A 15,040-nucleotide genomic window follows, 5' to 3' on the forward strand; every position below is an offset into this window, starting at 1 on the left:
TTCGGCAAAGATACTCTTTTTTCTCGAAAAATTGTTGTATTTTTGCCATAAATTAATAAAATAAGTATTAAAAGCTATATATGAGCGACGAAATTAAAGATAAAAACGGTCTTGAAGAGGAAAAATCGCCAAATTTGGAAAATTCTTCTGCAGAATCTGAACAGGATGCTGCGGAAGATGACAACGAGGAGATTTCGACCGAGAAACATTCCGATTATAAGCCGGTGAACCGATTCGATGCTTCTGCTGTACATCACCTCAGCGGAATGTATCAGAACTGGTTCCTCGACTATGCATCGTATGTGATCCTCGAACGTGCCGTTCCTCATATTGAGGATGGTTTGAAACCGGTACAGCGACGCATCCTCCACTCTATGAAGCGCATGGACGACGGAAGATACAACAAGGTTGCCAATATCGTGGGACATACCATGCAGTTTCACCCTCATGGTGATGCGTCTATCGGAGATGCTTTGGTACAGATGGGACAGAAAGACCTGCTCATCGATACGCAGGGTAACTGGGGAAACATTCTTACGGGCGACCGTGCCGCTGCTCCCCGATATATCGAGGCACGCCTCTCTAAATTTGCTCTCGACGTGGTTTTCAATCCTAAAACCACCGACTGGCAACTCTCTTATGATGGCAGAAACAAGGAGCCTATCACGCTCCCTGCCAAATTCCCGTTGCTCCTGGCACAAGGTGCCGAGGGTATTGCCGTGGGATTGAGCAGTAAGGTTTTGCCACATAATTTCAATGAGATTTGCGATGCTGCCGTCCACTATCTCAAAGGCGAGCCATTCCAACTCTATCCCGACTTCCCTACAGGCGGTGCCATCGATGTAAGCAAATACAATGATGGACAGCGAGGGGGTGCATTGAAGGTAAGAGCCAAGATAGACAAGCTCGACAACAAGACACTCGTTATCAGCGAGATACCATTCAGCAAGACTACAGGTAGCCTCATCGATTCTATCACCAAAGCGGTAGAAAAGGGTAAGATTAAGGCACGCAAGGTAGACGATGTTACTTCAGCAAATGTTGAGATTCTTGTGCATCTGGCACCAGGTACCTCATCAGATAAAACGATGGACGCACTCTACGCTTTCAGCGATTGCGAAATCAATATCTCGCCCAACTGCTGTGTCATCGAAGACAACAAACCTGTATTCCTCACTATCAGCGATGTGTTGCGCCACAGCGTAGACCGCACAATGGGATTGCTGCGCAAGGAACTGATGATCAGAAAGGGTGAATTGGAGGAACAGCTCTTCTTCTCTTCTCTCGAACGGATTTTCATCGAGGAACGCATTTACAAGGAGCGAAAGTTTGAGCAGAGTAAGAGTCAGGATGAGGTTGTTGCCTTCATCGATTCTAAACTCGAACCATTCAAGGACAAACTCTTTACTGCCGAAGTAGACGGTAAGGGTATGGTAGAATATGCCTTCCATCGGGAAATTACCCGCGAGGACATCCTCAAACTCCTGGAAATCAAGATGCAGCGAATCCTTAAATATAATAAGGATAAGGCAGACGAACTGCTGATGAAGATTAAGGCTGAACTTGCTGAGATTGAGAACGACCTGGCTCACATGACCGATGTTACCATCAACTGGTTTGAATATCTCAAGGGTAAGTATGGAAAGAACCATCCTCGCAAAACAGAAATCAGAAACTTTGATACCATTGAGGTGACTAAGGTGGTAGAGGCTAACCAGAAACTCTATATCAACCGTCAGGAAGGTTTCGTTGGTACAGGTTTGAAGAAGGATGAATTCGTATGCAACTGCTCCGACCTCGATGACATCATCATCTTTTATAAGGATGGTAAGTTTAAAGTCACCAAGGTTGCCGACAAAATATTCGTTGGCAAGAATATCCTCCATGTACAGGTATTCAAGAAGAACGACAAGCGCACCATTTACAACTGTGTTTACCGCGACGGCAAACAAGGCGATTACTTCATCAAGCGATTCAACGTAACCGCCATGACCCGCGACAAGTTGTATGACATCACCCAGGGTACACCTGGCAGCCGCGTTATCTATTTCACCGCCAACCCGAATGGAGAAGCTGAAATCATCAAGTGTACGATGGAGCCAGACCTGACGAAGAAGCGCCAGAGCATCTTTCTGGAGAAGGATTTCTCAGACATTCTAATCAAGGGGCGTGCTGCCAAAGGTAATCTCCTTACCAAGCGCACCATTCGCCGCATCGGTCTGAAGAGTCACGGCCACAGCACGTTAGGAGGCAGAAAGGTTTGGTTCGACCCAGACGTAAACCGCATCAACTACGATGAGAACGGCCGTTTCCTGGGCGAATTCAATGATGATGATTCTATCTTGGTAGTACTCGACAACGGTGAATTCTACATCACCAATTTCGATGTCAACAACCACTACGAGGACAACATCATCCGCTTAGAGAAATGGGATGAGCACAAGATCTGGACGGCTATCCTTTACGATGCCGACAATCAGGGATATCCATACATCAAGCGATTCACGATGGATGCCACCAAGCGCCATCAGAATTTCATGGGAGAGAACCCTAACTGCAAGCTCATCTTGCTTACCGATACGGTTTATCCACGCATCAAGGTTACTTATGGCGGTGTGGATGCCATCCGTTCTGCCGAAGAAATCGATGCCGAGCAGTTCATTGCGCAGAAGAGTTTCAAGGCAAAGGGTAAGCGCCTCACGACATGGAAGATTGAAAGCATCGAGGAACTGGAACCAACCCGATTCCCAGAACCTCCTTCTGAGGATAATGATGAGGAACCGGATGGTTCTGACTCAGAAAATGAAGGTGAAAACCTTGATCCAGATGCTGGCAAAAGCGAGCAACAGGTGATTGACGAACTGACCGGTCAGACCAACCTCTTCTCAGAAAAAGATTTTGAAGAAGACCAGAAGGATAAAGACTGGTTATCGAAGCAATAAAAAGCGCTAAGAAAGCGCAAAAAAAAGGGCTCAGGTGCGGAAGTCCGTGGATAGCCCAGCAGACATGTAAACCAAAAGATTATCATCGCACGGTACATGTTTTCCAATAAAAAGTAGTACCTTTGCATCATGGCAAAGAAGACTACCCAATTTGACTACGAGATACTCGTACGCTACATGCTTCCAAAAGGGATGCTTGACACCTTTGAAGTTACCAATGTCGATGAAGAGTGCACTGGTCTATACGATGAGACGAATACGGAAATCCGCATTCTTCATATCTATCTTGACGAACGTGACCTGCGCGATGATATGTGGCATGATTTGAAGCCGAATGGCTTTACTGAGCCCCGGGTGTTCAATGACTTCCCTGTGCGTGAGCACAAGGTTGCCCTTCATGTGCGCCGTCGCAGATGGCTTACGGAGGATGGGAAGAACCAACTGTTAGATACTCCTGCACTTATTGCAGACGGCACCAGCTACTCAATTGAGTTCGCTGCTTTTTTAAAAGAAATGGTTGGATACCTACCCAGTGACGGCCCAATGCGTGGCGCGATTCTTCCAGACTGACGGTAAGTACCTGAACCGTGTCTACAAGGAGCACCTGAGTGACTTTGAAGACTGGGACCAGAAGGATCATGCCGCAGAGTGGGTGCTCTTCGCCCAGAATATGGGCACGCACCTAAGCATAGATGAGAGTATGCTGCACAATGACCTCTTTACATTCCTCTCCAACAAGGAAGGCCATGGTAAGCGTGGTACGCTCATCGCAGCTGTCAAGGGGACTACCATTGCAGAAGTGGCAATGCGACTCATGGCTATACCGGAAGAGAAACGTCTTGCAGTGAAGGAAGTCACGATGGATTTCTCCGACAGCATGATGGGCATCATCAAGCAGGTATTCCCCAATGCGGAGATTGTCATAGACTGCTTTCATATCATGCAGCTTGCAGGCAAAGGTCTTGAGGAGATGCGCATGAAACTCAAGCGTGCTGCCGTCACGGAGAGGAATATGCAGGAAAGCAAGTTCAAGAAACTTGTGCAGGCAAGACGCAAGGCGAGGGCATACTATGCGAAGAACCACAAACCAAAGAAGAGCAAGAACGGCAAAACCCTTGGAAGGCCGCGAAAGCGCAAGAATGAGAAGTTTCAGCCAGAGATACTTGCCAATGGTGAGACTAAGGTGGAACTGTTGACTCATGTACGCTACCCTCTGCTCAAGAGCGGCAATGACTGGACGGACTGGCAGAAGAAAGGCATGAAGATTCTCTTCGAACTGGATAACCGAATCAAGACCGGCTATGGTTTGGTCTGCGCATTGAGAAACATCTTCAAGAAGAAGCAGAGCCGCAAGAAGGCCAAGAAGGCATTACATGCGTGGTACAAGAATATAGGCAGAAGCCACATCAGAGAGCTAATCGCAGTACGTGACACTATAAAGGAGAAGGAGGAGTATGTATTGAATTACTTCAACAATCGTTCAACCAATGCTTCTGCAGAATCTCTCAACTCAAAGATGAAGGGATTTCGGGCGCAGGTGAGAGGAGTAGCAGACTTGACTTTCTTCATGTACCGTATGATGATGATCTTCGGTTAACATGCCTGCTGGGCTATCCACGGACTTCCGCACCTGAGCCAAAAAAAGCGCAAGAAAAGCAGCAAGAAAAGCGCCCATCATAAAAAAGGAGCTTAAGCCCAAAAAGCTTAAGCCCCCTTTTTTATTATCCAGCCATTTGCATTTCGCGCTTCAGCGTTTCGCGTTCAGTAAACAAGAAGCCAGTCCCCTTCCTGCCCCCGTTCCAGGCGATTCCATCGCCTGTCCCCCCAGCAGTCAGTAGCCTTCATTTTTACCTTTTATACCCCGCCAGCTTTTTCAGGCAGTATTCTTTAAAGTCATTCCAATGGTAATAAGGTGCCACATCGCTCTTGATAGGCAAAGTAGCCTCGTCTTCATTCAAAAGCACCTTCACCAGCACATCATTCGCCTTGTTTCTATAAAAAACAAACTGCAAATTCGTAGCCATCGGAGTAATTTTATAATCCCACCATTGAGAAGCAATCTTCTCCGGATCCTTTATCTCTTCGCCATATCCATTCAAATCCAGCAAACAGGTAAGCGGAGTAACCATCGTATCGTGTCCATATCTCAATGTAGCGCCCGGATGCGGAAGAGCGATGCAGCTATCCGCCTTCTGGATGATATTCCTCAAGAGATTGCGCTGGGAGAATGGCTGCACATTGCCCGTATAAGGCGAGTTGCCGTAAGCCATCTGCCACCAGATGTTGGCATTCAGCCAGTTCTGATACAGTTCCTCCTCCGTAAAGAGGTCATAGAGAGAAACCTTGCCTCTCAGTTCCGTGCCTTGGATTGAGCTTGCCATCTCATAAAGTTTTCTGTTCAGGTCACCCTGGTTGATATTCTGCTTCACCCAGGCAGGGTCGTTGAACAGTTCCTGCATCACACGGCTATAGCTAACGTGCTTCTGTGCAAATTCCTGCTGTGCCACCTTGATACCCACGCTATGCTTCAAGCTATCCAGGTATCTGTCGTCTTGGTTCATATAATACATATCATGCTCGCTGGCATCATGGAAAATATGAAGTTTCGGATTGATACGCAGCATCTGCTGCAAACCGTTCTCCATAGAGAGGATGCATCGGATTACCAAAGTACTTCGGGCCTCAATATTCGTATTACCGGCAAAAATCTCAGGGAAGCGCTCCATCATTCTTCTGGTAATACCCTGATGCTGGAGAGCTCCGAGCGGAGTCAGTTCGCCATCGCGCCCCTTCGCCTCCTCACGAATCATCTTCACCTTAGCCAGCGTTTCCTCGCCCTTAGCTGTCAGTTTGCCCTCCTGCTTCGCTTTGAGCAGAGAGAAATAAGGCACATCATAAGCCTGTTTGCCTATCATATAGCGGGAACCATGCCGGCCATAATGGCTCAGATAGAATGGCTTATAACCCTTAGGAGCCGCAGTCAACTGCTTCTGCGGACCACGATAAGCTACATAGTTACTACCCGAAAGCGTAATATCCCGCTTGAAATCCTCTTGCGGAGTCTGTGCTGTCAGAGGCATCGCCAATGTAAGAGATGCCAACAATAATAGATTTTTTGTGTTCATTGTTATCATATAATTTTGTTTTGGAAACATGCAATTTCATTTAATTCCAATTCATCAGTTTTCTCAGGAGCGGAAGCAATTCTGCTGCCATCTTCCGATGCTGCAACATACTAGGATGCCAGCTGGCGCCATAACCTAAATCTCCTTTCTGGAAACTGAAATCGAAACGGTAAATGTTCTTATCGGTTTTATTGGCATCTGCACAGATTCTGTCAAGCACAGTTCGCTGCTTGCTACTCTCCTTCTCGCCGAGCATCGGACCTGTCAACATCACAATCTTTGCATGAGGATACTTGCTACGTACCGTTTTAAGAAACATGCGATAATTCTTCTCGTAGAGTTGAATATCATAATTCTTGGTAGAAAAATCGTTCGTACCCAGATTGATGCAGACTAACTGAGGCTGATACTTGGCAAAATCCCATTTTTCATCATGCTGGTCAAATAAGGTATATTCATATTGCCAAGGCATGTTATCGGCATCACCCGTCTTCGGACCATTATAATTACGATATACACCGATACCACTACGGGAGATAGAAGTATGCTGAGCCTTCAGACTGTCACTTACGATATTGGCATAAGTAAGCCAATGGTTCTCCGTTTCATCCTCAAAAGGATCAGACATGTTGATACTTTCTACGCCATAACCGCAGGTGATTGAATTTCCGATAAATTCAATCTTCCGTTCCGGGAGAGCCGGAGCCTCAACGAGCTGACATCCCTTATCAAGAACGAATCCCCTGAATTCCGGTTTGCGGAACAAGCCTTCTATCACATACATCACCTTAGCATGATGCACCCCCTTTGGCAAAGCCGCAGCCAGGGTAACAACCGAATCGCGTTCGGCATTAAAGCCCACTTTGAAAGGTTCGCAACCATCAATCTGCGCCATGAAATATCCAGTCTTCGGGCAACACAGCATTTTCAGAGAAGACCCTTGAAAACTAGCCTCAATCGTAGTTCCCGGATAATTGAAACTGGCTACGTCAGGATTCTTAGCAAAGCTCACACGCCCAACATACTGAATCATCGGATGAGAAGCCTTTACGATCTCTCCCTCAATAGGAAGAGTAGTTGATTTCTTCACATTTCCAGCCATCATCGTGGAAGAAACCATCAATGTAGCCAGCATCATAACCCATATTTTTTTCATATTTCTGTTATTTAATTTTTATCTGTCCTTACTGTCCAGCCTTCATTTTTTGCAAAATAAAAATAGAACAGTATCTGTTTGCAAAATTACCATTATTTCTCGTAAAAAGCAAGTAAAACCATCATTTTTTTCATTTTTATTCTTTTTATTCAAATTATTATTGTATCTTTGCACCCAAGAATGCGCTTGTGGCGAAATTGGTAGACGCGCTAGACTTAGGATCTAGTGGTTCAGGCCGTGTAGGTTCGAGTCCTATCAGGCGCACCCAAGAAAATCCTAACTGCTTGATAATAAGCGGTTAGGATTTTTTAGTTTTTAAAATTGCCGAGTTTTTGCCGAGTTTTCCGAGCGTTATACTATTTAGAAAACTCGAAGATAATCAGATATTTTGACAAACAACTCTGACTACAGATAATTAAGTTAAAAAGAAAAATTATCATTATACGAAAAAACATATTCTTTAGCTTGACAGAATCTTGTAATATTACATCTTTTAAGATAATCGTCGGTTACCTTCCCTCATTGCTTAGAGACATTATTAAGTTCTCCAACATTCTCTACAATAGAAAAGAGGGTAATTCTTCAGATTGTATCGGATGAAACTAAAATGAAAGCGACAGCATCAGAAGGAATTATAATCAATGCTGTTATAGAGAGCAAAGACATCAATCTATCTGAAGAATATTTGCTTCATTTACTAAAGTCTAATTGTAAAATATCTGACAGAGTAAAATTGGCAGTTCTAATCATATCAGCCCAACCAGAGAATACAGAAAAAGTTCTTACTGCATTAGGTAATCAATATGCTGAGTTAAGCAATAAAGGCAAACGACCAACCATAAAAGCAACATCTTGGAATGAGTCTTTACTAAAATTGCTACAACAACAGAAGTACATATCATCCTACCAGACAACCAAAGGAAAAGAAGAATTCCGAATTTTCCACAAATCAAAAGGATGACCACCGTCTTAGAAATATAAAGTCTGCACTTCCACCATTGGAAGATGCAGATTATTTCTCATTCCACCCTTTGCGATAGACTAAACTTTGATTTTAGCATATAAAAACATCACTAATAATACATACCAATCATACTACAACTATCCCCTCGGCTTGCCGCAAAAATGAGCAACATTTTTCTTAGGGCAATATGCGAATTTTCAGCCGGTTAGCGTGCGAACCGGGGATTAGGCTCCCCCCTCAGACCGTCCGAAAACCTTGATTTTCTGCTGTTTATCACTGTTTTGAGGGCATATAAAGCCCTCTAAGCTAGTCTGGGGACCAGCTCTAAAATTTCGATTTCTAATAAAATTCATAATTGATGTGCTCAAATCGAGCGAAAATAAGTGATAGGAGGTCTAAAAATTAAGTTGTGGGGACCTCCTTCTTCCCCTTATGCCATCTTTGCGATCAATTGTGGAACGCCAAGCATAGAGATGGCTCTACGCATGTTATAGGAGAGGCAGATGAGGGCCATTTCGGCCTCCACCTTAACCTTCGTTTTCAATAAAAAATAATACGCCCCTAAGGTTCTCTTCATCGTTCCAAAAGGATGTTCTGAGAGACACATTCTTTGCGCCATCTTCTTCTTGTCTAAATGAAGTTTGTATGTCACAATCTTGTGTTCTTTAACTTCTCGTTTCATCTTAGTCTTAGGAGGTTCCTGGTCTTCCTGATGATTACTGGAGTCTACCTTGTAATTCTGAGCTTTCATCACGAGAGTATCCTTGTTGAAGTCTGCTTCTTTAAATGCTGCTTTAGTACACTTATGCGAGCATTTTTTGCAAGCCAACTTATTGCAATAACGGATACGACCATCCTTCTTTAAGGACTTCTGACGTAATATAGAGCCCTGCGGACAATACACTAAATTCTTAGCAGCATCTCTAACAAAGTAGCCTTGCAGCGCAAGCTGTTTGAGTTCCTCATCAGACATTTCCTTTATATTACTTGATGCCGTACATTCGTAGGATTTACGAACACCAATTTGGGGAGAGTCAAGGATGCCTGCATAGGCAGTCGGTATTTTGCCAGCCTTAAGGCAAGTTTCGAGATTCTCGGGCTTTTTGCTGTTTAGCATATCATCTGTTACGGTAGCTTCTACATATTCAAACTCTACTTCAGCAACATCATCGCCATCTCGCTGTATTACATTAGGGATGATTCCTGCAGCCAAAGCGTTTGCCATGTCTTTTGGATCCTGATAACCCTTGTCGGCAACAACTTCTACTATTTCATGTTCCAAATCATTCTTGGCCTCAGTCAGTGTTTCCGTAATTTCGCCATGATCAGTAGGATTGGTGGTAACATTGTAGGTGGCTATCAGATGACTGTCTGCCTCGACGGCTGTCTGTACATTATAGCCAACGTTAAAACCGTCATTGAACTTCATCAACTTAGAATCAGGATCTGTGAGTGAAAGTTGTTTCTCTCCACTTTCCTCCAGTTGATTACGATATTCTTTGTAATCCGCCTGACGCTTCTGAACCACCTCCAGATTAAGCTCGGTTTCATCCCTGCCAAACTTACGTTCATCATCGAAGTCGTTCTTTTCCAAATCCTCCAAGTACTGACGCTCATGCGCTTCAAGACGGGCAATACGATCATCAAGCTTATTGAGAGTAAAGTTGTTATCCTTTGAATTTACAGCCTTGAACTTACTACCATCAATAGATAAGTAAGAATGGCTGAAGAGTCCAAAGGAATCCAACTGCTTATTCAATGATTTAAAAACTTTCTTGATAGGCTTCAAATTATCCTTTCGGAAATCAGAAACTGTACGAAAGTCAGGGGTTACCTTGCTTAAAAGCCACATAACCTCGATATTGACAACGCACGCTTTGGCCAACTTTCGAGAAGAACGGATAGAATTGAAATAACCATAAATGAGTAGTTTCAATATGTCTGAAGGGTCATATGAAGGTCGTCCACCATTTCCAGGAGCCTCACGTTTAGTATGATTGAAGCCGAGTTCTTCTAAATCCTGGCTATCTACAAACGCATCAATGTAGCGAACGGGATTATCCTGCTCGATGTACTCGTCCAGACAAGCCGGAAACAATACGTATTGTCTTCTATCTTCACCTTTAATGTACTTCATAAGCGATAAATGTTTGATAGCTACAAAGTTACGAAAATATTTCGAGAAAACCAAAGATAAAGTGTTAACAATAAGAAATATTAGGAGACATTTTGGCTGCTATGGGTTTTCAGACAATCTCCCCTGCTATAAAAATGTTTCGTTTTATCGGCGCAAGCGCAAGATAAAAAATGACCTTAATACATCCCATAAACAAGCATACGACCGCATCACAACTTCCTGAGATTATTGCTCGAATCTAATAAGGTTCCATCCAGCCTTTCTTCGAGCAATAATCTCAGATACTTGTTTAGTTTGATGAAGGCACATACTCTTTCATCTTAGTTTTCACTTCATCTGGATTCCATTCTGCTTGCATAGCCAGAAGAATGTTCCGATGTTGATATTTTGATAATTCCGTTTCAAGAGATCCGAGAACATCTTGTCGGTCTTCGATTCGTTGTAGTCCATGCTCTGTTGACTACACAGATGAAAGAAGTCTCGCCCATCCTCACCCAACGTGGCAAGTGAGCAACCCACTTTCAGCCATTGGTCATAACCATCTGTTATGTCAATGCCACGCTGTTCTATTTGCTTGCAACAAGCAGCAACTTCAGATAAGATGTCGTTCTCCCTGATGTTCCTATAAGATAAATACCGCCTCACTTTTGGCGGCTCCATATAAATGCCTTCGTATGGGATGGCATTCTCGTTAATAATTGGATGCGCATCATAGCTAACACACCTCATTCTTGTGATGTCACTACAAGCTGCATCTATGGTTATCCCCATTCGATAGAAGTCGTGCTGCAACTGTCGGAATTGCAATAAATGCTTCTCTGGATAGCGCAAGGGAATAACTGCAAAAAGTCCGTTGCCACTAACACTCAATGAGCAATAAGCTATCTGAGGTATCACGGCAAGTTGCTCCTTCACTGCATTCCAATCAGATATGGCAGGATTCTCCTTGGCATCCATATCTACACATATCAACCCAGAACGATATTGGATGTTCTGAATAGACCTCGTTGGTTGAAACACTCCACCTATCGTGGCTTGTGGCAACTTTCGCTTCCAACTATCACGCTCTTCTTTGCTTGACAGATGGCGAAGCATCAGAATCTCATACTGACGTTCTTGCGAGAACAGAAAATCTCCAAGAGAGGAGATGGTTCCCTTATTATCCATCACACCATCATAAACAGATACATTTATTGAAAATATGTTCATAATCATCACATTTGTTCTTGGTTGCGGTTGCGTTCTTATTCATCTCCCTGATTCACAGATTGATACATACTATCGTTACCGCAACCACGCAACTTAGTCTACTTTTTTATCACCTTGCTCACATATTGACGACTTACGTCTATTCCTTCTGCAAACTTCGTGATATTCATTTTGTCTATTCCGACTAATGAAACCAAATCCTTAATCAACTGTTCTTTGGTAGGTTTCTTTATCTGCCCTTCACCCACAACAAGATTCAAAGCCCTGGTTCCACAATACTCAAAGTAGCGCATGCACTCCACACTATACCGCATCTCATCAGCAGTTATCTCCAAAGAACTTGGCAAAACAAAGTATTGCCCACCTCCTGCATTATCCGAGCATGATAAGATGTGAGTAATGGCACACCACTTCAACACATGGATTCTCAACTTGGATAGCATCGAAGACAAATAGGAATCAGCATCATCTGTACGAGATATTGTCTCATTATAGTAGTCGATATAAACTTGCTTTGCTTCATTGCTCAACGTAAGTTCCATATCATTAATAGCCAACAACTTCTCAAAGATTTCATTCCATGCAGTTTCATACTTGGCATCCAATATTGAATCAGAATAAAGAGCCTTCTGTATCTCATCGGGATAGGCGAACAACCATCTTTGCACAAAGCCCACACCTGCCAAGTCTCGCTTGAATGCCTCACTGAATACATCGGGTTGGATTCCACCCATGATGCACAGGAAAGGATTCTCGATATACATCGGTGGCTGAGTCTTGCGAGTGACAGGAAAAGTGGTTCCATCCCATATTGATAAGTAATTGCTCACCTCACCACTGTTATGGTATCGTCCCATATCATCTATAAAGCCCTTGATTTCATCCCTATAGAGCAAAAGACCATCTTTCGATTCCGCTCTGCCATCCAAGATTTTATACAATCCTTCTGGAGTCACATCTGAAACCGTCAACTGATTCAAAGTCGGTTCTTCCTCGTCTGTGTTTCGTTTGAATTCCTTGAATTTCTCCCGAAACTCCTTATAGCGTCTGCTTTCTTCTTGATTCATCGGTTGCATCAGAGCCTTGATAGGCGAACTCTTGTTGGAACCACTTGGAGCAACATGACAAATCCAAAGATTGGGATGATTGCGATACTTCCCATCAAAGATTGTCACATGCCTACCACACATCGTGCCAACAACACCAAACACCGCAGAAATAATAAAGTCCCTAGGACATTGAAACACTTCTGCATAATGCTCGATAATCTTCTGCACCTCCCATCGAAGGGCATATATTGGCAGTTGCTTGGGCAGCGACTCCAACGAATGTTGATTGATATTGAGCATACACCTATTTATTAAGATCAAATACTCGCTCTATATCTGACTGACGATAGAATGACTTGCGCCCCATCTTGATAGGAGCCAGCAATCCCATCTTGTCCCAACGCCACAAAGTGACCTTGGAAACACGATACTTCTCCGTCACCTCCGCTGGTGTCAACAGAGGCGACTCTTCCTTCTGAGGTTTCTGCACCATCTCCTCTTTCCAATTCAAGAAGAGTTCCTTCAAATCCATCGCATCCACCACCAATTGTAGTGGTGCGCCTGTAGCTAAAATGTCTTGAATACGCATCTTTTTACTTTAATTATTTTTGAAATCTGGTGCAAAAGTACGAAACAAAAAGGAATAAAGGGGGCGATGCACAATTAAACTTCATATTTAACACTTTCGTAATAAATATCTGACAAAACAGCCCATTTTATGTTAAATTTGAAAATTTATTATTTTTCGCAAAAACAAAAAACCGCACGATTTTGTATCGTACGGTTCTACAAGATTCAGAAAACCTTGGCTAAATGCAACTTATTGTTTCCTTCAATATGTCATCATCTATCTGGCGATAGCGATTGAATGCCCTACTTCCCTCAACATGACCACTCATCTTTCCAACGATATTCGGGTCACGAACAGCCTTATAAGCTGCACCAACGAAAGTACGGCGAGCCATGTGAGAACTGGCAACATCACAAATTCGTTTCATTTCATTCTCCCCAGTCGTTGAGTTACGAACCTGAACGATTCTTGTGATGCCACATATCAACAGGATAGCCTTGATGGCATCATTGTATTTCTGTGGACTGATGAAAGGGAATAAACGTCCATCCTTATCAACACCCTCATATTTCTTCACCAATTTCAAAGCACATGGATTTAACGGAATACGAGGCTTCACCGGAGCATCCTCATCGGCCGTCTTACTCGGCACATACTCCAAGATTCCCTGAGTGATGTTCAGAGAAGTCAATCTTGTAAGATCACCAACACGACAACCTACCAAACACTGGAACACAAATATATCACGCTGAGTTTCCAAAGTCCTTAAAGGAAGTTTTGAACATGCCTTCTTATCTTCATCATCCAGTTTTTCAAACATTGCAGGAATATCTGTTTCAGCCACAAGATTTCGTTCTTCCTTTGTTATATAAATAGGTGTACCATACTTCTCCACGCCTATCTTAATTCCATCGAAAGGACGATTGGTTGTTCTCTCCGTTTCATACAACCATTGCATAAATGCCTTGAATTTCTTTTTAAGTTTCACAATGGTATTCTCTCCACGGTCTTGCAACTTCACCATTGTATGTACCACATTGATTTCTGCAGGATATTCCTCCAAGATGCTCTCAAACTGCTTTGGATACTTCTCTGACAATGTTTTCTCATTGCGCAGATAATCCTCAAAGTCCTCAATATCCTTGCGAGTCATCTTATCTATGTTCCAAGTAAATTTCTCTTGAAGCACTTTCTTCTTGAAGGCTTCGTATCGTGCCAAGTCTCTTACTAAAACTCGAAAAGCCTTGGTATGGTCATAGGAGAAACGCTTCTTATCCAAGTACTCCTCTGCTAATTCATACATAGAGACTCGCTTCTTTCCTCTTTGTCTTTTCACTTTACCTGTACCAAGAGGATGATGAAAACGATAGACTATCTTATCAAGCCAATCCTCACTAAGATCACTTTTGTCTGCAGCAACAAAAGCATCCATGATAGTTGTCTGCAACTCCCCCAACAACCGAGCTTGTTCTTTATCAAACTTCACTTCGGGAGTAATAAGACGATCTGTGATTACTACTTCACCTCTCGTAGTAATCGCATATCCCTTGGCTTTCGCTTCTTCCTTGGTTACAGAAGTAACCTTATCTGGAACAACCACACCTTGCTTCTTACTTGCATTACGATTAACGAAATATCGGAAATGGCGTGGCTCCACAAACAAGCCACTCTTTACACGATAATCAATCTTTTGACCTTGGTAAAAACGGATTAGGATTTCGCAGCGATGCGTCACCTTGTCTTCCTTGGAAGATAGTTTCAAATCTATATTTGCCATACTCTCATTGTTTAAATTCGAGTGCAAAAGTAATTATTTTACATTCGCCCACCAACATTTTTGCCGAGTTTTTGCCGAGTTTTATGTATTCTAACAAAACTTTAGGTAAA

At 43.2% G+C, this 15,040-nt stretch carries 11 protein-coding genes and 1 tRNA gene; 5 read left to right on the top strand and 7 right to left on the bottom strand.

The annotated features are described in order from the left end of the window. Positions 1 to 80: 80 nt before the first annotated feature. The 3 genes from NQ544_RS10280 to NQ544_RS10290 all read left to right on the top strand — a co-directional run bounded on the left by NQ544_RS10280 (position 81) and on the right by NQ544_RS10290 (position 4,539). Entirely contained in the window at positions 81 to 2,942 is a 2,862-nt protein-coding gene (locus tag NQ544_RS10280; RefSeq protein WP_006848489.1) for a DNA gyrase/topoisomerase IV subunit A, read from the top strand. A gap of 129 nt (positions 2,943 to 3,071) precedes the next feature. After that, complete coding sequence (locus tag NQ544_RS10285; RefSeq protein ID WP_006848975.1) at positions 3,072 to 3,512, top strand: ISAon1 family transposase N-terminal region protein; 441 nt, start codon at positions 3,072 to 3,074, stop codon at positions 3,510 to 3,512. After that, entirely contained in the window at positions 3,490 to 4,539 is a 1,050-nt protein-coding gene (locus NQ544_RS10290) for a transposase (protein ID WP_228023590.1), read from the top strand. Before NQ544_RS10285 ends, NQ544_RS10290 begins: the two co-directional genes overlap by 23 nt. 250 nt (positions 4,540 to 4,789) lie before the next feature. On the opposite strand, the gene NQ544_RS10295 is transcribed toward NQ544_RS10290, so the two are convergent. Both NQ544_RS10295 and NQ544_RS10300 read right to left on the bottom strand, forming a co-directional pair. Then, complete coding sequence (locus tag NQ544_RS10295; RefSeq protein ID WP_040553459.1) at positions 4,790 to 6,067, bottom strand: histidine-type phosphatase; 1,278 nt, start codon at positions 6,065 to 6,067, stop codon at positions 4,790 to 4,792. A 40-nt stretch (positions 6,068 to 6,107) separates the two neighbouring features. Further along, positions 6,108 to 7,223 carry an SGNH/GDSL hydrolase family protein gene (locus tag NQ544_RS10300; RefSeq protein WP_006848492.1) on the bottom strand — a complete coding sequence of 372 codons (1,116 nt, stop codon included), beginning with the start codon at positions 7,221 to 7,223 and terminating at the stop codon, positions 6,108 to 6,110. Between the two features lie 182 nt (positions 7,224 to 7,405). On the opposite strand from NQ544_RS10300, the gene NQ544_RS10305 reads away from it, so the two are divergent. Further along, positions 7,406 to 7,487 (top strand) — tRNA-Leu (locus tag NQ544_RS10305). 343 nt (positions 7,488 to 7,830) lie between these two features. After that, positions 7,831 to 8,184: a hypothetical protein gene (locus tag NQ544_RS10310; RefSeq protein WP_006848494.1), complete on the top strand. Its 354-nt coding sequence runs from the start codon at positions 7,831 to 7,833 to the stop codon at positions 8,182 to 8,184. Positions 8,185 to 8,617: 433 nt separating this feature from the next. Here the strand turns inward: NQ544_RS10310 and NQ544_RS10315 are convergent, their stop codons facing one another. From NQ544_RS10315 to NQ544_RS10335, 5 genes are all read right to left on the bottom strand, one after another. Then, positions 8,618 to 10,324 carry a transposase gene (locus NQ544_RS10315; protein ID WP_006847703.1) on the bottom strand — a complete coding sequence of 569 codons (1,707 nt, stop codon included), beginning with the start codon at positions 10,322 to 10,324 and terminating at the stop codon, positions 8,618 to 8,620. Positions 10,325 to 10,651: 327 nt separating this feature from the next. After that, a complete protein-coding gene (locus NQ544_RS10320) occupies positions 10,652 to 11,533 on the bottom strand; it encodes a BT4734/BF3469 family protein (RefSeq protein WP_228023667.1) in 882 nt (293 codons plus the stop codon). A 98-nt stretch (positions 11,534 to 11,631) separates the two neighbouring features. Then, positions 11,632 to 12,882: a DUF3987 domain-containing protein gene (locus NQ544_RS10325; RefSeq protein WP_006848508.1), complete on the bottom strand. Its 1,251-nt coding sequence runs from the start codon at positions 12,880 to 12,882 to the stop codon at positions 11,632 to 11,634. 4 nt (positions 12,883 to 12,886) lie between these two features. Continuing rightward, on the bottom strand, positions 12,887 to 13,171 hold the full coding sequence (locus NQ544_RS10330) for a helix-turn-helix domain-containing protein (protein ID WP_006848509.1): 285 nt from the start codon (positions 13,169 to 13,171) through the stop codon (positions 12,887 to 12,889). 220 nt (positions 13,172 to 13,391) lie between these two features. Continuing rightward, positions 13,392 to 14,930 carry a site-specific integrase gene (locus NQ544_RS10335; protein WP_006848510.1) on the bottom strand — a complete coding sequence of 513 codons (1,539 nt, stop codon included), beginning with the start codon at positions 14,928 to 14,930 and terminating at the stop codon, positions 13,392 to 13,394. Positions 14,931 to 15,040: the final 110 nt, after the last annotated feature.

Source organism: Segatella copri DSM 18205 (assembly GCF_025151535.1).
Classification (GTDB): domain Bacteria; phylum Bacteroidota; class Bacteroidia; order Bacteroidales; family Bacteroidaceae; genus Prevotella; species Prevotella copri.